Here is a 20685-nt window from a genome sequence, read left to right as displayed (position 1 = left end):
TCCGTTGTCCTTGGTCCGTTGTCGTAGAGGCGCTTGGAGTCGGGCACGGCGCCCTTCAAGCGCTAGCTCGTTGGCGATGCCAATCCTCCGCTCGTGGAAAGCGCGTGGCGCAATCCTCTACGAGCTGACCACGGACAGGCCGCAGGCCCAAATGCCTTTCCTCTTCGGACCACGGACCACGGACCTTGGACCAAGGACCACGGACAGGCCGCAGGCCCAAATGCCTTTCCTCTTCGGACCACGGACCTTGGACCAAGGACATAGGACGGGCCGCAGGCCCAAGTGCCTCTCCTTTTCGCACGAAGCACCAAGAACCATGCACGAGGCACCGGCCACCCAAGGGCCTCGCCTTTTCAGACCAAGGACGTTGGACCACGGACCAAGGACTCCGGTGTTGGGATCCCGAGCCGTGGGTTGGCGGGTGGTTCGAGGAGGCTGGGGCGAGGCCGGCTCGGAGGACGGCGGCCACAGGCACGCCGCTCCTTTCGACAACGGACAACGGACAACGGACGTTAATCCCGAGCCGTAGGTTGACAGGTGGCTCGGGGACGCTGGACGAGGCGGGCTCGGCAGGTCGGCGGCCACAGGCACGCCGCTCCTTTCGACAACGGACCACGGACAACGGACACCTGTGCTTGGTCGTTGATCACGGGGCGTAGGTTGGCAGGTGGTTCGGGGATGATGGGACGGGGCGGGCTCGGCAGGTCGGCGGCCGCAGGCGCGCCGCTCCTTTCGATCATGGGTTCGGGGAGTTCGGCTTGCCATCGGCTTTCGTGGGGCGTTGCCAGCCGTCGGGGCGGATGGAGGCCTTGTCGAGAAAGGCCTTCACCTTGGCGATTCTCGCTCCCAGCGGTTTGAAGTCCCTGGGAAACGTCCAGATGGGACCTTCTTCAAGCGCCTCCGCCATCAGGGCCTGGGCAGCCATCAGCATCGCCATGGCTCGTCCAGAGCGACGCTCGTTCCACTCCCTGAGGGCCGCATCGTGGAGATGAAGCGCGTAATAGTATCGGGCGTTGAAGACCGACTCGAGGTGGCCTTCCAGCTCCAGCGCCTTCTCAAACTCATGTTCCGCTTCCCGGTCCTCCCGAAGAATCGAGAGCGTATTGGCATAGTTTACTCGCAAGGCAGCATTCAAAGGATGCCGCCTGATCGCATCGGCATACGATTCCCGGGCGATCCCGTACCACTTCCAACGGTCGGCCGCATCAAGGTCGGAACGATCCGCGATTCTTCGGGCCGTGTTCGCTTGAATCTGTGCGATCCGCCAGCTCGGCCACCACCGGGATGCCTGTTCGAGTCGGTCCCACGCCTCGGTGGGACGGCTTGCGAGAAGGTTATCCCGCCGCCCAAGCACCGGCCAGAGGTAGGCCAGGGCGGCGGTGCATGCGACGCCCGTGCCCAGGATCACGCAGGCCAAAACCCCGGCTGCGAGCTGCGAGGGAAACCGACCTCCGGCGGATTCAGCGCGCGGCTTCCCAAGAAGCTTCCCCCCAAGCCCGAGCCAGATGCCGAGCAGCAAAACCGAAGGCATGAGGTGGAAAACGAAGCTGAAGTTCGACTGCACCAACATTCCCGCCAAGGCGGCCAGGATGCCCACGGAGATGGGGTCAAGATCGCGAGCCGAGTCCTTTTCCCCGCCAAGCACCAAGGAAGCGACCCCAAGGCAAACCACGGTCAAAACGGTCCCACCCACGAGGAGGAGACCGACCAGACCGTAGTCAGTGGTTAACTGAAGGGTCTCATTGTGGACGAAGGGCTCGTTCTCCCGCGGAACTCCATGCTCACTAAGTTCCCAGTGGAAATTCCGCTCCCAAGAGATCGAACGGCTCCCTCCTCCCGTGAATGGGTGATCGGAAATCGCCCGCAAGGCCACATCGTACCAATCGATCCGGCTGGAGTTGTCGAATGTCCGGCGGACATCCGCATTGGTGATCTGCTCGCTTTCCGTGCCACGAAAGTACTTCCACGAAGCGAGAAACCCGAGAAGGCAGATGACCGGCGCGATACCGGCCGCGATAAGAACCCCGCGGCGCCTGGTTCTCCAGGCGACCATCGCGGCAGCGCCGAACATGACCCCTCCCCCCGCCAAGAGGCCGAGGAGCCCGCCGCGGGAACCCGAGAGCGGGACCGCCACCACGACGGAAAGCAGGGCCAGCGCGTAAAGCGTGCGTTGCCACGCCCGATCGCCCGAGAAAACGATCCGCGGCGCGCAGAACAGGCCGCACCCGATGATGAAGTTGGCAAAGTAGTTGTAGTGCCCAAAAAGGCCGCTGGGCTTGATTTCCGGCCTCTCGGACCGGGGCCAGGCGATGGAGGGATCAAACCACTGGGCGAATGCCAAGGCGGCGTTGATCAAGACAAGGACACTCAGGCCGATGGGGAGCCAGACGAAGGCGGGGTGACGGACATCGAAACGGGCCACTGTCCAAGCCGTCGCCAATGCCGCCAACGCCAGCACCGCATCGGTCCGGGCATCCTCGGCAACCGGGGAGTTCAACATCACCCACGCCAACCACAACGAGGCCAGGAAAACGACCACGGTCAGCACCCTTGAAAACCGGTACGAAGGCCGACAAGCCGTCGTGGCAGCCAGGGCGAGACCGAGGCAAAGCAGAGCCGGGCCCCAGGTCCATGCAAGGGTCATCGCTCCAAAAAGAAGCACGGCAAGAAGGCCCAACAGCAGGCTGACCATCGCGAATCGCATGGGCACAAAAAAAGCCGACCGGATCCCGGTCGGCAAGCAGGGGGTGGATGAGGTCACGCCGCTCCTTTTCCGAAAAGGACGGCGGGAATCGTTTTGACCAGGATCTTCAGGTCCAGCCAGAACGACCAGTTGTCGATGTATTCCAGGTCCATGCGGACCCATTCCTCGAAGGACGAGATGCGGTTGCGCCCTCCCGCCTGCCATTCGCAGGTGATGCCGGGCTTGACGCTGAGCCGGCGGCGGTGCGCGGACTTTTCGAACGCCTCGACCTCGTAGAGTGGCAGGGGTCGCGGACCGACGAGGCTCATGTCGCCGGTGACCACGTTGAGAAGCTGGGGCAGTTCATCGATGCTCACCTTGCGCAGGAAGGCACCGAAGGGAAAAATCCTGGGGTCGCGCTGAAGCTTGAAGACCGGCCCCCCCATCTCGTTGCCGTGCTCGGCCTTGATCTTGTCGAGCAAGGCCTCCGCATCGGGGACCATGGTTCGAAACTTCCACATTTTGAAGGGCTTCCCGTAGCGGCCGGCACGCTTCTGAGGGAAGAACGCCGGCGCCCCCGGACTGGACATTTTGATCCCCATCCAGGCGAACACCCAGAGGGGCGAGGTGGCGATGATCAGCAGGAGCGCCCCGATCCGGTCGAGAGCGGACTTCATGGCCAGCTCCCAGGAAAGCTCGGGCGTCGAACGAAGCACCAACATCGGCTGGTCGCCGACGAGGTCGAAAGTCGGCCGCGCGATCTGGGTGCGGATGAACGAGGCTCCAATCCAGGCCTCGACGCCTTGGAGTTCGCAGGCCTCGATGGCCCGGGAGATGCGTTCGAAGGAGGTATCGCCCGCGGCGAAGATGACCCGCTCCACCGAATGCTGCTTGAGGACGTGGTAGAGATCATCAACCGACCGCTCCTCCATATCGAAGCGATCGACCACCAGCCAGCCCTCCATCGTTTCCTCCTCGATCTCGCTTTCAAAGCTTTCGATCTCCTGGGGAGACCCGGCGAGAATGATCCTCTCCTTCATTCCATCGCGTACCTTCCGATTGCGGAGGTAGTGCGTGAGGGCACGATCGCGGACGAACAGGAGCGCAAAGGCAATCCCTGAACCGATGGCAAGGATGAGGCGGCTGGCCCCGAAGTGCTCGCCTTCCAAAGGCCGGGCGAACAAGGCAATCATGCCCAGCGCAAGCCCCATGACCAGAAGTGCCCTCAGCAGCTGGGTGACCGAAGAGATCGTCGATTTGGTGCGTTGGCGACGGTAGAAGCGGAAGAACTCGAGAACCAGCGGGGTGAAGGGGATGGCCACGAAAAGCACCCAGGTCATTTGCTCGAGCCCGGCCGCCTCGGTGGGTGCCTGCCCTGCCAGTTGCCGCAGGGGCTGGCGAAGCCATGAGGCCAGCATCAGGCTCAGCCACACCAACCCCGCATCCACCAGCTGCAGGATCTGGATGGAAAAGGCCTCTTTCCGGTTGACCGTCATTGCTTTACCAAAATCACCTCGCGCCAGCGGATAGCCAAGGCAGCCGGGGAAGTCACTTTAAAAGTCGCCCGTCACCCCATCGTCACCTGCTGTTTTTCCGCCCCCGTGGGGGGCTTCACAGGTCATCGCGCCGCCCCAGCCGGTCGCGGAAGGCATCGGCCAAGGCCCGCGCCGCACCATGCAGCCCCTCCCCCAGCGGACGCTGATGGCGTAGCAGCAGCCACCCGTGACAGGCCACCAGCACGGCCGCTGCCGGAAGGCCTTGGTCGCGGCGGGTCAGCCACCAGCTGTTGCGGAGCCGGTAATAGAGCTTCGCAGCGGGGAGGTCCGCCTCCAAGGCGACCGTCCTGCCGAAGAAGCGCCCATGGTGCAGCCGGCCTCCCGGCGGATGATGGAGCACCGAGCGGGTGGCGAGATGCACCGCCACCCCGGCGGCCTCAATGCGCCGTGGGTAATCCTCATCCTCCCCACGCAGGAAGAGATCGCCGAGGACGGGCCCGATCCGATCTCTGAGCCCTCGTGGCACCAGCACGCCCAGCCAGGAGCGGCGCACCCGCAACCAATCGGAGCCCGCGGGCACCTCGGTGACCAGCGACCAGTCCCCGCCGATCATCACTTGAAAAGGCCAGCTGGGCCGTCCCGTGGCGGGATCGACCACCAGGCTGCTACGGATCCCTTCGGCCGGACCGGCGGGATCGAGCAGGCGCTCCAAGGCGTCCGGCTCGGGCCATGAGTCATCGTCGAGGATCCAGACGGCCTCCGAGCCGAGGTCGAAGGCCCGCTCCATGGCGGCCTCGATCCCACCGGCGTTGCCGCGGTTTTCCCCCAGCTCCAGGATTTCCAGCGGAAAGGACAGCGCCGGAAGCGACTTCAGGGCCTCGAGGGTGCCATCGGTGGAGGCGTTGTCGGCCACCACCACCAGGTCCGGCGGACGCGTCTGCCCCGCGAGCCGACGGAGGCAGGTCTCCGCCGTATCCCGGCGGTTCATGGTGGCGAAAACGGCAGCGATTTTCATGTCGTTGGCAGCCGGGGCAGGTGGGGCCATCCACGAAGGGCTTCCGTGGAACGGTGCGGTCCCCCCCGGCAAGCTTCACCCAGTGGCGGTCCCCTCCCCCTCTTTTTCCATGAACAGCCCGAGAACCCGCTCGCGATAGGAATCGAAGTGATAGCGGGCCTCGTAGATGCGGCGATTCTCGATCCCCCACTGGGGCCATTGGTCGGAATGGGAGAGCGCCTCCTCAATGGCCTCCTCCAACGAGTCGGCCAAACGACCTTGCGGCTTTTCCGCCACCACGCCGCCGAAGGACGAGGTGGCCACCGATCGATTCGCCCGCCAATCGGTGATCACCAGAGGGAGCTTCCATTGCATCGCCTCGACCATCACCAGGCCGAAGGACTCGTAGGGGGCCACGCTCGAGAATACGAAGAGATCCGCGCACTGATAGGCCTCGGCAAGCTCGGCTCCATCCTGCATTCCCCGCCATTCGATTCGTACCGCGCAGCCGGTGGCGCGGATGTCGGCTTCGAGCAGCGCGGTGGTGTAGGGGAAGATGGGCTCACCGACCAGCATGAGCCGCACTTCCGTATGGCGGGAGGCCACTCGGCTGAAAGCTTGCAGCAGCTCGGGGGTCCCCTTGTCCCGGCAAAGATGCCCGACCGACAAAAGCACGGGCGAGGCCGGGGGCTCGCGGTCGGGAACCGCGGCCTCCGAAGCCGGCACGGCGTTGGGCAGGACCAAGATCTTCTTGATGCCCAGCGCTTCGGCATCCCTCCGGCCGAATTCCGTCAACACCAGCGCCTCATCCACGAGTCTCTGGTATCCGCGCGCTACCATCCACCGAAGCCAAGGCGGGGAGATCTGGAGCTTCTCGGCGATGCCCGCCGCATGAAAGTGGAGCAGGACCCGGTCGGAGCACCCTCGCACCCACGGGAGTAGCAGCAGATCACGGGCGATCGCGCCGTAATGGGGACCGCCGATGGGGTAGACGAGGCCGTCGATCCTCCCCTTCGCCCGCAGGCGGAGCAGGCGGGCCACCACCTGGCCGAGCTCTCCCAGCTTGGGAAAGGTGAATTTCCGCGCCGATGACCATTGCCGCGTGAACCCGAACCTCAAATGCTCGCACACGAGGCCGGGTTCGGCGCGCAACAATTCCAGCAGGCGGCGGACACAGATGTTCTGGCCCCCGATGGGCGGAGGAATCTGGCCGGCGATCACGATCCGCGGCAGCTTCGATGATGCCTGCTCTCTCACGCCTTTTCCTTTTTCCCCCGTGCGCGGAACCAAGCCACGGTCTCTTGGATCCCCTCCTCCAGCGACCAAGGGGCCGGGCCGAGAAGGGCCTCGGTGGCATCAATCGGTGAGAGATAATCAATCGTCATGCTCTGCAGCCGGCTCGAGGTCAGGAAAAACGGCTTTCCGGTGACTCGCGAGATGGCGTCCCCCGCCTTGGCAATTCCCTTCATGGCAACCAGCGGCACCCGGGGGGGATTCCGACCGCTCAGCGCCCTCGCGAACCCGAGCGACCACTGGTCGATCCGGATGGGGTGATCGCCGACGTAGAACACCCCGCGGTCCACGGCGGGGGCGGGTGCCTCGAGCAGTCCGAGCATCTGCCAGACCACGTTTCCGACATACCCGTAGGTCCGCACCGGAGCCGGAACGTCCGGATGCACATACAGGCCCATGGCCGCGATTTTCCAGAACTCCCGGGAGTAGCGGATGTGATAAGGGCCCCAGATATTCACCGGCCGGACGATCGTCCATGCACAGGCCAGTCTGGCATTTCGGGTCAGTTGCTCGGTGATCACCTTGCTTTGCCCGTAGACCGTGGCAGGAAAATAATCCTGGTCATGGTCCGGCTGGCGGCCGGGCCCGCAGACATACTGGGAGGAGACCATCAACAGGCGCTCGGGAGGAGCCCCCTCCAAGGCGTGCAGCAGGTTCGCCACCCCATCGGTATTGGCTTGGTAGCCCTCCTCCACCGTGGTGTTCTCGTCGCACTCGGCCCGCCCGGCGAGGTGCATCACCCAGTCGGGCGAGAAGGCCTCCATCACCTCCCGCAGATCCTCCCTCTGCAGGATGTCCCCTTTTCTCCAGTAAGGCTGATGCCGGGGCTCCAAGGGAGCCTGGATGTCAAAGTTGAGAACCTCGCAGCCGCGGCTTCTGAGTTCCTGGACGAGGTTGGTCCCGATGAAGCCCGAGCCTCCGGTCACGAATACCTTTTTCATACCTGTTTGCCTCCCTGCCGGGCTCCTACTTTTCATTGCAGGCGATCGTAAACGTCGTAGAGGCCCTCCAAGGTCCTCCGCCAGCTGAATTCCCGCGCCCGTTGGAGCCCCTCCCTGCTGAGACGTTCATAAAGTACCGGATCCGACAGTGACTCAAGCCGCTCCGCCAGTTCGTCCGGCGAATCCGGACTGAAATAAAGGGCCGCGTCTCCCCCCACCTCCGGCAGGCTGCTGGAATCCGCTGCGAGCACGGGAACTCCCCGCGCCATCGCTTCAAGCACCGGCAGACCAAAGCCCTCGTAAAAGGAGGGAATCACCAACACATCGATTCCTCGATAGAACTGCTCGAGTTCGTTCCGGTCGAGTGAACCTAGCTCCAACCATCCATCCTCCCCAAAGGCACGAGAGAATTCGTCCGCCAACTCATCATCAACCTTCATCCCAGCCCTTACGAGAATAGGTGCTCGACCTCCAACCGCTTCTACCTTTGCCAAGGCCTTGCTAAAGATACCGAGATTCTTCCTCTGTAGAATGCTGCCCAAGCTGCCGACGCGGAAATGATCCGACCTTTCCTTCAGCACGGTGGCCACCCGCCCGTTCGTGGCTTCCGCCCCCTCTTCTAAAGAGGTTCCATTCGGCACCACATGAATTTTTAGAGGATCGATCTGAAGCCAGTGGATGATCTCTCGTTTCGTGTATTCCGAGACGGAAATGAGCGCATCAGCCCTCTTCAACCATTCGACGGTCAAGCGGAAGCGCTTTAGTTGGGCAGCGCTGAGGGCTCCGGGATATCGGAGCGGAATCAAATCATGCACCGTTACCACCTTCTTTACGCCGGAAGGCACAAACGCAAGCATGTCGGCCCAGCTGTGATCGAGGACGTGGGCGAATGCCGCGCTCCCAACCCGGTTTTTAATCCGTACGGGGTATGCAACCTTGCGATGGAGTGCCCTTAGGAGCGTGCTCTGGCGCTTAGCAACGCCGGAATAAACATCGGAAGGGATGACCGTTTGAATATCATAGCGATCCGATGGACGTCGTACAGCCATCAGATGATGCCAGTACCTCATCATCGAAACCGCTCCATAAGACGGATGCGCGGGCACAAAACATACCTCCATCTTGTTCTTTATTTTAGTCATGCCGGGCTTGGGGATTTGCCCTACGGAGCACCCTCCTAAAACATGCTCTTATTTCGTTTGGTTAAAAACGAACCGTTCGTGCCCCACCCTATTATCTCGATTCCGCCGGATTCTCAGACCCGCCCGCCTCCTCCTGGCGGCGCTCCGAGGGCCTTCAGGGAGTGAAATTGTAGCATGTGGTCCGGATCACTCCTCCCGCCACGGGACGATCGAATCCGGAAACCTCCAACAACAATTCGGCGGTGCAATACTCCAACGAGAAGGGTGGGGCGTCGAGATAGACGCCGGAGCCTTTAACCAGTCTAATCTCTCCCCCATGGACCTTATCGAGGTTTTTCCGCCGGAGAGTCTGCTCGGAGGGAAGGTGCTCGGAGACAATCGCATAACGAAATTTCTTAAGTTTCGGTAGGATCTCAGCGATTTCCTGGTTGGAGAGATGCTGCAGAACCTGCCTGACGAAAATCACATCGCCTTCGGGCAAAGAGTCGGCAATGGCATCCACGCACCGGAAATCGACGCCTTGATACGCCGGGTTGCTCCGGTGCGCTTCGATGAGCGAGGGGACAATATCGACCGCAACGTAACGGTCGAATCTATCAAAAAGGCGAGAGCCAACCTGAAAATCGCCGCAGCCTAGATCGACCGCAGTCCACGATTGCGCGGAGTGCCTTTTAATCCAGTCATCGACTGCCTCGATATACGGTTCCACGATTTCTGGAGTTCGCGATCCTGCTCCGGATGAACCCTTCTCCCAAATTCTGTTCTCATAGATCCGGGAAAACACCTCGCGCGCCGACCGTTCCTTGTCGTCCCGGGTGATCCATCGGCGCCTCCAAGTCCCCAGTTGGTTCCATAATGGTGTAGGCAGCATTCTTTTGGCGAAGTTTCGAAAACTCATGGCAGCGGCGCTACTGGAAAAGTTGCAGATGGAAAGGACAACCGACCTATCGTCTGGAGCGGAAATGGAATGAAGGCCCAAATGAGGATCTGAGGTCAGGCAACGATACACTACCCGGCAGCTTCTGGGAAATACTTCTTCCCGATCTTAAAAAGAAGCGAACCTGCGGACGCGGGACAGCGGGCTTCATGACCTTGTCAACACGCCTTGGTCCGCCCTCAGATTCTGAGGACTGGCAGTTTCCTCCGCGGCCTCCAGTTCCACCGGCGCCGACTGAAGTTCCCGCCGGAGACACGACACAGCAACCCCTACCAGAGCTCCCAGGAATGCGTTCACCGGAGCGACGAATAGCAGGTTACCGTATCCTACCCCGCAGGCCCCGAGCGCCGCGACCACGGCAGTGAGCCGGATTAGCAGCGCTCTCGTGCTCTCATCCTTGATGGCAAGCATTTTTGAATGCCACCATGATAGTCCGATCACTGCCGCCATCAGTGCAATGCCGAAGGGCACATATCCCATCGTGAAAATCATTCCGGAAATAGGATCATGACTCCAGGGTCGATGTTCGGAATCAATCCCGAAGGGTAGCCAATTTTTCCCGTCCGTCAGGTTGATGAAGCCTTGAAGACGATCCTGATAGGTACCGAGCGTTCCGAAATGGGATCCCAGCGAGGTGTTCTCGAATGAGTCCGACCACTGGAGAATGTTGTTGTAGATGGCCTCGCTCTTGAGCACAAGCAGGGTCAGGGCCAGCACTCCGGCAAAGTAGACGGACAAAGTCCTGAGGCCTCCCCGGAATGACCAAGCGAAGACGATGTAAAAAAGTGGGAGGAAATAGGTGGTCCGGTTCTGGCAAAGGATGCACGACGCTAGATAAATCAGGCCGATCACCCAGTAAGTGAACGTCCGCTGATACGGACGGTCGAAGCAGATCTTGCTTTTCGCCATGACCGCCACCGAAAGAACGAACATCGTGCCGCTAGCCGCCCCGACCGAGGGGTGGAGGTTCAGGGTTGAAAACGGCCTCATCTCATTGATACCGCCCGCCACCACGTAAGTATTGTAAAGGACCGTGCTCACGCCGGTCTTGATGTATGCCTCCTCCCATGCGGCAATACCGTAGACGAACTGCCAAACGGTGTAGAGAGCCATGGGAATGCCAGCCAGCACCATGCATTTGATCAATAGCCGGACATCCTCTTTCGTACGAAACAGGCAATAGGACGCCAGCGCCGTCATCCCGATCAGGGCGGTTCCGAGCATGTCCTGGCTCTTCTGGATGAAAGTGCTACCATCTGAAACGAACCAGCCGAGGCAGGATATTGCCACACACCCAATGTAGAAAGCGAAGTCCATCGCCCGCCCGAAGGTGATCTTTCCGGTGATCGCGCCAACGGTGCAGTTGATGCAAGCGGCGACGATAATTACCGGGCCGGAGCCGAGGGAGATCATCACATCCTCCAGGGAAAGTCCGTCTCCCAAAACCAGCAGTCGCTTGACGAAATCTAGGTAATAGAGAACCACAACGAAAAACAGAACACTATAACGTCCAAAGATCAGACCAATAAGAGCGGCCCCGAGGGTACACCACTTCAGGGCCCGGCCCAGCTGATTCCCCCCCCCGGCAAAGATGTCCGCGCCGAGAATCAGACTGCCAAAGATCAGAAAGAAAAAGAGAGCTACCAGCTTAACACGGTCGGAGTTCATACTTGCTTCAGTTCTAGGAGGATTCTGAAATCGTAGCTTTTTCTGGGGTATCCAGCTTGGGTTTCCACCAAAAAATCCCGGCGGCTGTTTCTCATCCGGTGGGGCCCTTGGCAGGATGCGGCCGGCGCAACACCGCTTCGATACCACCCCGCCGGACGGCGATGAAGGTGTATTTGACCATCACCGGAATAAAGCGGAGAGCGGGCAGGGCGCCCACGAAGCCCCACACGCGCCTCCGGAACCGCCAGTGGGCCGCGATGCAGATAGGTCGGCCCTTTCTGAAAAGGTCTTTCCAGCCATCGATGGCGCTCCGGGTGATGCCGACGGTATCGAAGTAATTGGAGGTCTCATTGACGGCCGTGGCCGAGCCGGCCAACTCTACGGTGAATCCCGCGAGCTTCGCCTTCCAGCTGTACCATGCGTCGGCGAAATAATGCTGGAATTCCGAAGGATCGAGGACGCCGATTCCTTCCACCACCCTTCGATGCACGGCCACCAGGTTCCCGCTCAGCAGGTCCGCCTCCATCACCTCCCCCTTTTCAGGGGCAAGGACCTCCTTCCCAAGCCCGGCCCGATTGTAACCGCTGTAGGTCACCTCGGCGCGGGTGGGGTCAAGGCACACCGATCCACACATCCCGCCGGTCTGTCGGACCCGCTCGACGATGGCTTCAATCGCGCCTTCATCGGGAAGGCAATCGTCATTGAGCCAGACCATCACTTCGGCACCCTCCCGCATGGCGACCTCCATGCCCCTGGCGATCGCGCCACCCCAGTAGAGCGACCCGTCCCCTCGTTCCACGCGGACGGCAGGAAAGCATCTCGAGATTATTTCTCCGGTGCCGTCCGTGGAACCGTCATCGACCACGCAAACCCTCGCTTTCCCCAAATTATCGGTTGCCTCCAGGTTCAGGAGGCAAGCCCGAGTCACCGAGCACCGGTTATGCACCGGGATGATCACCCAACAAGTTGGATCCTTGACGCTCATTCTACCTGCAGGATCGCGACCCGGCTTCATTTGATGTTCCCGCCAATAGCGGCTCGTAAACTTCCCTGAGGTAAGCCGTTGCCTGATGCTCCAAGGTCAAGCCCTCAAGAATTGACTGCCTGCATCGCGCACGAATCTCGTTTCGCTGCCTCGCCTCCAACTGAAGAAAGCAGGCGATCCTTTCAGCCATCAAGGCTTCATCGAACGGGGGAACGGTAACGCCGGTCTGACTCTGCTTTACTAAATCGGGTAGTCCTCCAATCTCAAACCCGGCGACCGGTGTCCCGCACGCGAGAGCCTCAATCATCGTATTGGGCAGATTGTCCTCGCGGCTTGGACAGACAAAAAGGTCCGCTGCGGAATAGAGCCTGGAGAGTTCGGTTTCGCTTTCCAGCCTTCCCATCAGCCGGGTGGGGCAGGCAAACCTTCCGTCAGCCACAGGATGGCGATTGCCGAATCCCACCAGTATCAGGGGGAGCCCTTTCTTGGATAGATATCCGACAACTTCCTCCAAGTGACTCAATCCCTTCCGAGGATCCTCGAACGAATCCGCACCGAACAGAAGAATCATCGAGTTCTCAGGAAATCCGAAGTAGCGCCGCGACTCCATTTGGTCATGAGACCGGAACCTCTCCGTATCGATGCCATAGGGAATCCGCCTGACATCCCCTCCCCTAAAGACAGGACTATGCTTCGCCTCTTCCGCCAGCCATACACTCGGTGAAACCACCGTCAGTCGGGCATTCTCCAGCGCTTCGGCTCTCCTGCGGAGAATTGACCAGCTAACCCCGGACCCCGCGCCGGGAAGGGTGAGAGGACCCAAGGGCGAGGGAGGTAGATCCGCCATTTCCCGGTAATGGAATCCGCCGGATAAGGGGCTCATGTCGTGCAAGGTCCAGACAATGGGAATTCCTCGGTTCTTTATCCATCTCAGGTCGCTGAACGACACGAGATTGTTGTCGATCCAATGCAGGTTCACTAAATCTGGCCGGACCCTTCGGATCAATGATCGACAGACGCCGGGAAAACGATAAGCGGGAAGCACCGGCCGGATCTTCGGATGTAACCACTTCGCGGAGTGGTATTCCAACCGGGGGGCCTGGCTTGCATACCACTTTCGCAAACCTGAAGGAGCGGCAATCGTCAGGTTGTCGGCGGGCTCTCCCGCTTTGATCCCGAACACGGAGTCTACGCCAAGACTGAGCAAACCCTGATGGAGGCGAAGTGCCGCGTTCGCCGCACCGCCGCCGCCATCCGTGCAAAGATGAAGAATCTTCATCGCTTCCTTCCAAGTGGGGTTTCGCCCCCGAGAAACGCCCGAGGCACCTGGGGCCGGTCCACCGCCTGAAACAGCGGCCAAGGCCACGACTTCTTATACCATCGGTCCGCGGCACTCCACTTGCCAATCTTCGGCAGGGACCTCCAACCCGCCCAGATCCAGAAGCGGATGGGATTCCAATCTCCATCCGCCCATTCAAATGCTGTCCGTATCATGCGGCGTGCCCGCCAGGGCCGTCTTTGAGCGGCTTCGATCCGGCCGAGCATCGCGAGCGCCACCGCACAGAATGCCTTTGAACCTGAGGGGATCCCAGTATGCAGAGTCATCACCGCCCTCTCAATCTCATCGCACATTGGCACCGACATCCGGGAGTTTGAAATTCGGCCAGACTCGGCGAGCCGGTTGAAACAATCGGCCGGCCCCGGAGAGCGCTGATACTGCGGCTGCATTAGCAGGGCGCGAATATTCAGCTCCCAGTCCTGCATCCGCGGAAGGCCTTCGAGCCAGCCGCCGACGCTTTGTAAAAACGAGCGGTTCCAAAGCACTCCGGAGGTGATCCAAGGCTGGTCAAACCGAAGAAAGCGAATCAGATCGGACACCCGTGTGGCCTCCGGAAAACAGAAATAACCACTCACGTCGCCAGGGACCTCGTAAAAAACCCGGTTCGAGAACACCCAGAAATCCTGGTCCGGATACGCTCCAGCGAAACCCAAGCGATTGTCGACGCAGCCAGGGGCAATAACATCGTCCGAGTCGAGAAACATGACTTTCCCGAAACGGGCTGCTTCAATCCCTAGGTTCCGGCAGGTCGGCGCGCCTTTCGGTTCACGGTTCCGAGGCAGCCATCGAACCCGGCCGTCCCGAGAAGCCCATTTTTCACACTCTTCGAGTATATGGCTATCGGATCCGTCATCAACCAGAATGAGTTCCCATCGATCGGTGGTCTGCCGGAGTACGGAGTGCACCGCCTCCCGGAGCAACAAACCCCTGTTGAAGACAGGTACGATAACGGTGATTCCCTCCATCTGAGAAATACCTTCTTCCTGGTCGATTACCCAAGGAAAGCACCCTCCACTTCCCAGTTGTCCGCGGGAATCCTCCAGCCGGACTCACGTGGCCAGATGCCCGGACCTGCGGACATGAAGCCACCTCCGCAGCGCCTTCCCTTCCATCCTCCCGACCACAAGCAAACTAATCAGCAGGGTCACCCCCCCTCGTGCGACAATATCCCATGGCGAGGGCATTTCTGAAAAGCGGTAAGAAATCACAAGAGACAGCCCAGGGATGAACCAAAGCAAGGAGGTCTGCATGATCCAGTCATTGAAAGACGAACCCATCATCCGTAACGCACGATGGACGATGGGGAAACACATGATCAGATTCGCCACCAAATAACCGATTGCCACGCCTTTTACCCCGAACGGCAACCCACAAACAAAAGATAACACAATCACCACCGTGTTGATCACGCCGATCTTGAAGAACTCGTCATTTCTTCCCGCTACAAGATAGGCATTACCCAAGGGATTGATCAAGCACTGCAGCATTCCGATTGGAACGAACCACGCGAGTAAATCCGCCACGCCGGACCATCCCGGCCCCAGATAGATGCGAACCAGGAAATCCCTCTCCAGCCATAGAAACGTCATCGGGGGAAAAACAATGCAACCGATCAAGCGAACAAAACCGAAGAGTTCGCGCCTCTGGCCTTCCTTATCATTTGCGTATTTTGCTAGGTAGGGCAGCATCAGGGGGTTGAGCGTCGAAATGACCTGAGTAATAGGGATCAACATGATCCGGTAGGCATTGGCATACACCGCCAACGGAGCCGGACCGAGAAAACGCCCGACCAATAGATTATCGGCCGATCGCGCCCAGTAATTGATGATATTGAATCCAAGCAACCCACGAGTATACACCACAATCTCCGAAAACAACGCCCCCCCCCATCCCAGCGAAAGGGGGCGCAGCCTCAGCGCAAGGAAGCTCACCTGAACTGAAGTGAGGGCCGCACTGGAAATAGTGTAAGACCACAGCCCCCATCCCTTAGCCAACATCATCCAGGTCACTGGGACAAATAACAATGTGGCGAGGCCGGTAGCCATGAACAGCTCACGAAATCGTAATTCTCGCCGAAGTTCCGCATTGAGAACTCCGGTAAGGCCCCCCAATGAGAACGTGAGCACGAGGGGCAGGAAATACTTCCAATGGCTCGAAATCCCCATCAGAAATGTAACGGGGATCGACACGGCCGCCAAGGCGATTCCTGCTAATACCCCGGCCAAGAGCCCTATGAGACGAGCCATTCTGCGGGTGGCTGCATTGTAATCCGGATGGCGGATCACATAGTTCCCCACACCGCCATCCTGAAAAATCGCTAAAAAGCCTACCACCACCTGGATGAGTGCCCAAGAGCCCAACTCCTCCTTGGTAAGGACCCGGGCCGCCATCGGGGTCACTATAAAAGGGCCAGTTAAAGCTGCCGCCCGGCTTAGCGTAAGCCATGTCCCATCACGAATCTTCGACATCTTATCAGATTGGAAAGGATGGTGCCAGCCGCACTGCAAAGCGAGGGATCAGGCAACTGCTCTCAAACGCTTCATCCACCTTTGTGACATTGCCCCAAGAATAGCCTTCGGCACAGAAACAATTCCTACAGCAAATGGAATCTTCGGATGCGCGATCAGCGCTAATCTCCGCACAAGACGCCAAACGGCATTTCGCCCGGTCAATTTCATTCGCCAGTAACTGGTAGGATGACTCAAGACAAGGCGGGCCAGTTGAATCCGATTAGCTCGCGTCAGACTTGGCACCGAAAGCAGCGCCTCACATATTTCACCCTGAAGTCCGTCCTTCCCGTAACTAAACAATTTCGGGGTGTCACTAGTTACGATTATCGCTTCTTCCTTGTAGGAGACAGCCCCCCCATCAAAAATCGCGCTCGCAGTACAGGTAATCCAAGGATATAAGTTCTCCGGATTTACCTCGGAAATCGCTTTATTCGCAAAGGATGTCCTAAGCATCAATCCGCTTAGCTGATGACCTCTCATTGCCATACCAACAAGATCTGTTGTCAGCTTCCCCGCATTCCTCTGTTTTATCTCCTCGTGAATGAACGAAGGTGAATTCTCCTCCACCTCCCTTCGGGCTTCATCTAAGAATTCAGAATAGGCGGAAGGTCTAAATTTCGCGAATACAACATTGTGTCCTGAGGCATCTTCTGACACCTGCCTCAACAGCTCTTCCACATACCAATCCAGTAAAAGATCATCATCGCCAATCCAAACTTGCCAGTCCGACTGAACTTCTTGAAACAGCACTGCCATGTGAGCACCAAGACTTAGCCTCTCCTTCCTTCGAATAAGCTGAACGGCAATTCGACTACTTTTCCCTTCGCAGGTGAGGTGCTCCATGAAATCGTCGCTAACTGCTAAATCGGGATTTGAATCGTTCTCGGAAATCTTAACATGGACCTCCAATGTTTCGCACTTCACTCTCGATAGCGCTCTTAGAAGAGCTGACACATTGGCCATCACAGCTTCCGGCCTATTTAGAGTTGGAATAATAAACTGAACAGACTTCATACTATTACATATGAATGGTCAATACAAAAACTTATACAAACGAATCAAACACCATTCTGAGTAACCCAATTTAACATACGTGAAAGGCCTTCATCGCAAGATACAGTTGGCTCCCACCCCAGCACATCGGACGCCTTCGTGATATCCGCAACGAAGAACTTCTGATCACTCTGGCGAGGAGGAAGACGCTCAAACTTCAAGGGATGGTCGAGCTGAAGTTTGGCCTGCAGGGCTTTGAACAGCTCGAGCAAACTCAAACTATTTTTGATTCCGCCGCCAATATTGAAGATCTCGCCCGCAACCGCATCGCGTCTCTCAAATGCGGTGGAATAGAGACGGACTAGGTCCTCGGCGTGAAGGACATCACGGACCTGCTTCCCGTTTCCCGCTATGGTGAATGGTTCGATGTTTTCCCCCCTCGCCATGGCGTCCGCCTGCTTTTGCGCCTGAGTACAGAACCAACCGATCCAGCCTTGATCGAACGATGAAAATTGGCGCCCCCCGAAGATGGAGGAATGACGGAAAACGACGGTTTTCACGCCAAAATTTCGATACCAATCTCTAACGTATTGATCGGCAGCCCCTTTGGAGCAGCCATAGGGTGAAGCGAAATCAAGCCGTAGCGACTCATCAAATCCCTCTTGATGAGAGGGGACACCATAACGGTCCTCCCCTTCCACGTAATCCAACTCCTCCAAATCACCGTAGACTTTGTTGGTTGAGCTATACGCCATCAATGCCTCCGGAGAGAAGTGGCGGACCGCCTCGAGAACGTTAAAGGTCCCGACGACATTGGTCTTCATGTCCCGGCTGGGATCGGAAAGGGAAGTCGTCATCGCCACTTGCCCCCCCAGGTGGCAGACATAATCGAAGGGGCCTTGCTTTCGGAACACGTCCCCGACCATCTGTTCGTCGGCCAAATCACCATGGACGAAGGTCAACGCATTTCGTGCGTCCTTCGATCGAAGCCATGCCAGGTTCGCCTCGCCTCCGGTTCGAAAGAGTGCGTCGATCACCGTTACGGTAGCCCCTGCTTCGAGGAAATGAGAGGCGATGTTCGAGCCGAGAAAGCCACAGCCTCCGGTTACTAGGAGATTTTGAGGAACGGTCATATCACAATGTAAGATTCTCTAATTTCGGGACGAAGCGCCTGACCTCTCCTGGCCTGTATGGAAGGGCTCCAGGGATCAGCCTGCCATCGGCATTCCAGCGTGACCACCATTGCTGCGCGAAATCCAGCAGCGTAACGGGATGACCCGAGCCGACATTCTTCACCGTCATCTGACCCGATTCGCCGGGCCATCGCCGCAAAACTTTCATGAATGCCTCGGCAGTCTCTTCGACCGGTTGGAAATCTCGTATTTGTTCACCGGGGGTCATGGGAAAGTCCCTCCCACCAAGAGCTGCTTCTCTGAGAGACGGCCAGAAATTGGACTCGTGCTGGCCTTCGCCGAAGAAGTGAAAGGGTCTGAGCAGCACGAGACTCGAGCGGGTCGTGCGAGCAAATCCGGCGGCGGCAACCGAGAAGGCAGCTTTCGATGTGGCATAGGGGCCGACAGGCTCCAACGGGGCGTCCGAAGGAATGAATTCATATCGTTCACCACTCCGTCCATATTCGAAGCAGGAGCCACAAAGCAGCAATTGGGAAACCCCTGCAGCCACTGCCGCTGCCATCATAGCAAGCGACTGGAACACATTCACCTCCATCGCTTGAGCCCACGTGACGTGTTGCGGGGAAACGCCAGCGGAAGCGAGATGAACAAGGGCTTCCACGCCTTCCCACTCAGCTGCTGGAACCTGATCCAACTCCGAGCGAAGCCAGCTTACGCAGTTGATCTCAGGCGTGAGGCTTCCCGGTCGGGCCAAAGCGATGCACTCGTGACCTTCTTCAACAGCCTGCCGTAACAGGTGCCTTCCGAGGAATCCAGTGCCACCAGTTACGAGCAATTTCATGCAGGCGGACTTCGCGGGGGCAGGCGTCAAGCCTCCAGCTTCTCCTCCACAAACTCGCGGATGGTTTTGACGATGTATTGGATCATTTCCTCCGTAAGTCCGGGATAAGTTCCGAGAAACATGGTCTGGTTCATGATGCGGTCGGCGCCGGCGAGTTCACCTGAGACGCGCATCGCTTGCGGGTTGTCCTGACGAAGGCGTACGAAAGCCGGTTGCCGCACCAAGTTTCCTCCGAAGAGCATGCGGTTGCCGATCTTCTTTTCGTCAAGGTGCGCGGCCAACTCGGTACGGGTGAAGGGTGCGTCTTCCTTGATGGTGATTTTGAAGCCGAACCAGGAGCAGGAGGTCCGACACTGCGTGTCGTCCCACTCGAAATTGGAGATTGGAGATTGAAGATTGTCGATTTGGGAAGGAGGAAGCCACGCGGTGGCGTGGGTGGGGAGGGCGAAATCGATGTAGTCTTCGAGACCATGGAGTCCGCGGCGAAGACGTTCCCAGTTCTGCTTGCGGGCCTCAATGAAGTTGGGAAGGCGCTTGATCTGCACCCGTCCAATGGCGGCCTGGGGATCGAGAGGTTTCAGGTTGTAGCCGAGGTGGGAGTAGATGTACTTGTGATCGTAACCCTTCGGCAGTTCGCCGAGCTGCCATTGGAAGCGTTTGCCGCAGGTATCGTCCTTGCCCGAGGGGCACCAGCAGTCGCGCCCCCAATCCCGGAAGGATTCTGCGTAGGTCTTGAGCGGCGCGCGGCGGATGATGTTGACCGCGCCGCCTTCGCCCATGGTGAGGTGGTGGGGCGGGTAAAAAGATTGGGTGGAGATATCACCGAAGGAGCCGGTGGGGGCGGTTAGGAAAAGCTGAGAAGCTGGAACACTGGGATCTTGAAATGAAGCATCCGGGGCCGAGCTTGCTTCCCCGTCTCGCGCTTTCAGCTTTTCAGTTTTCAGCGATTCAGCATGTATCCTAATGATCGGGTGTTCGCCCTTTTCGGCGATCTTGATGAGATGGTCGAGGCCGAGGGACCTGGCTTTCTCCAAGGGCAGGGTGTAGGTGCAGCCGAGCGCGTCGCAGTTGTCTTCCACCAGCCAGAGATCGTGCTTTCGGCAGAATTCGAGGACGGTGACGAGTTCGAAAGGGTTTCCGAGTGCATGGGCCATCATCACCGCCTTGGTCTTGCCAGGCGAGTAGGCGGCGTCGAGGTGAGAGCAATCGGCGTTTCCGGTGATCGTATTGGCGTCGATGAACACGGGCACCGCGCCTGCCTGGATGATGGGAGCCACCGTGGTGGGGAAACCCGCGGCTACCGTGATCACCTCGTCACCGGGCCGGATTCGTTTGTGCTCGGGGAGCTTGTGGGTGGTCAGCGCCGAGAAAGCGACGAGGTTGGCTGAGGAGCCTGAGTTGACGAGAAGCGTGTGTTTCACCCCCATGAACTCCGCGAGTTCCTTTTCCATTGCGGCACCCTCCGGGCCTAGAGTCAGCCAAAAGTCGAGCGTGCTCGATACGGCGGCCTCCACCTCGTCTTCATCGAAGACACGTCCGGCGTAAGGTACCGTAGTTTGGCCGGCGATGAACGGGGCGTGCGCCGGATCGTCTCCAGGACGGTTGGCGCTGTGTGCCAGCCGGGAATATTCGCGGGTGAGGCGGAGGATTTCGGCTTTGAGTTCGGAAGCGGAGGGCATTTGGTAAAAGCAGAAATTGGAAAAGCTGAAACGCTGAAGAAAGGAATGAGA

16 protein-coding genes are annotated in these 20685 nt (G+C 58.9%); all 16 read right to left on the bottom strand.

Annotation, left to right across the window (positions count from 1 at the left end; all coding sequences use genetic code 11):
* Positions 1-736: 736 nt before the first annotated feature.
* Positions 737-2704 (bottom strand): O-antigen ligase family protein, encoded by a 1968-nt coding sequence (locus ABXH26_RS14330; RefSeq protein WP_353567769.1) that lies wholly within the window; start codon positions 2702-2704, stop codon positions 737-739.
* Positions 2705-2757: 53 nt separating this feature from the next.
* Positions 2758-4179, bottom strand: a complete 1422-nt coding sequence (locus ABXH26_RS14325; RefSeq protein ID WP_353567768.1) for a sugar transferase — start codon at positions 4177-4179, stop codon at positions 2758-2760.
* A gap of 115 nt (positions 4180-4294) precedes the next feature.
* Positions 4295-5194, bottom strand: coding sequence for a glycosyltransferase (locus tag ABXH26_RS14320; protein ID WP_353567767.1), 900 nt, complete (start codon positions 5192-5194; stop codon positions 4295-4297).
* A 75-nt stretch (positions 5195-5269) separates the two neighbouring features.
* Positions 5270-6430 carry a glycosyltransferase family 4 protein gene (locus ABXH26_RS14315; protein ID WP_353567766.1) on the bottom strand — a complete coding sequence of 387 codons (1161 nt, stop codon included), beginning with the start codon at positions 6428-6430 and terminating at the stop codon, positions 5270-5272.
* Entirely contained in the window at positions 6427-7407 is a 981-nt protein-coding gene (locus tag ABXH26_RS14310) for an NAD-dependent epimerase/dehydratase family protein (RefSeq protein ID WP_353567765.1), read from the bottom strand. Before ABXH26_RS14310 ends, ABXH26_RS14315 begins: the two co-directional genes overlap by 4 nt.
* Before the next feature lie 32 nt (positions 7408-7439).
* Entirely contained in the window at positions 7440-8549 is a 1110-nt protein-coding gene (locus ABXH26_RS14305; RefSeq protein ID WP_353567764.1) for a glycosyltransferase family 4 protein, read from the bottom strand.
* 154 nt (positions 8550-8703) lie between these two features.
* A complete protein-coding gene (locus ABXH26_RS14300; RefSeq protein ID WP_353567763.1) occupies positions 8704-9258 on the bottom strand; it encodes a class I SAM-dependent methyltransferase in 555 nt (184 codons plus the stop codon).
* Between the two features lie 375 nt (positions 9259-9633).
* On the bottom strand, positions 9634-11154 hold the full coding sequence (locus tag ABXH26_RS14295) for a hypothetical protein (RefSeq protein WP_353567762.1): 1521 nt from the start codon (positions 11152-11154) through the stop codon (positions 9634-9636).
* A gap of 91 nt (positions 11155-11245) precedes the next feature.
* Entirely contained in the window at positions 11246-12139 is an 894-nt protein-coding gene (locus tag ABXH26_RS14290; RefSeq protein WP_353567761.1) for a glycosyltransferase family 2 protein, read from the bottom strand.
* A gap of 1 nt (position 12140) precedes the next feature.
* Positions 12141-13418, bottom strand: coding sequence for a glycosyltransferase (locus ABXH26_RS14285; protein ID WP_353567760.1), 1278 nt, complete (start codon positions 13416-13418; stop codon positions 12141-12143).
* A complete protein-coding gene (locus tag ABXH26_RS14280) occupies positions 13415-14443 on the bottom strand; it encodes a glycosyltransferase family 2 protein (RefSeq protein WP_353567759.1) in 1029 nt (342 codons plus the stop codon). The genes ABXH26_RS14285 and ABXH26_RS14280 overlap by 4 nt, the downstream gene beginning before the upstream one ends.
* A gap of 84 nt (positions 14444-14527) precedes the next feature.
* A complete protein-coding gene (locus ABXH26_RS14275; protein WP_353567758.1) occupies positions 14528-15946 on the bottom strand; it encodes an oligosaccharide flippase family protein in 1419 nt (472 codons plus the stop codon).
* A gap of 48 nt (positions 15947-15994) precedes the next feature.
* On the bottom strand, positions 15995-17002 hold the full coding sequence (locus ABXH26_RS14270; RefSeq protein ID WP_353567757.1) for a hypothetical protein: 1008 nt from the start codon (positions 17000-17002) through the stop codon (positions 15995-15997).
* Between the two features lie 44 nt (positions 17003-17046).
* Positions 17047-18114, bottom strand: coding sequence for an SDR family NAD(P)-dependent oxidoreductase (locus ABXH26_RS14265; RefSeq protein ID WP_353567756.1), 1068 nt, complete (start codon positions 18112-18114; stop codon positions 17047-17049).
* Between the two features lies 1 nt (position 18115).
* The gene (locus ABXH26_RS14260; RefSeq protein WP_353567755.1) at positions 18116-18955 is read right to left on the bottom strand and encodes an NAD-dependent epimerase/dehydratase family protein; all 840 of its coding nucleotides are present in this window, start codon (positions 18953-18955) and stop codon (positions 18116-18118) included.
* A gap of 26 nt (positions 18956-18981) precedes the next feature.
* Entirely contained in the window at positions 18982-20634 is a 1653-nt protein-coding gene (gene rfbH, locus ABXH26_RS14255; protein ID WP_353567754.1) for a lipopolysaccharide biosynthesis protein RfbH, read from the bottom strand.
* Positions 20635-20685 lie beyond the last annotated feature (51 nt).

This window comes from Haloferula sargassicola (genome assembly GCF_040362925.1).
GTDB lineage: Bacteria > Verrucomicrobiota > Verrucomicrobiia > Verrucomicrobiales > Akkermansiaceae > Haloferula > Haloferula sargassicola.
Note: the sequence above shows the minus strand (reverse complement) of the source record. Positions and strands in the feature narration are given on the sequence as shown.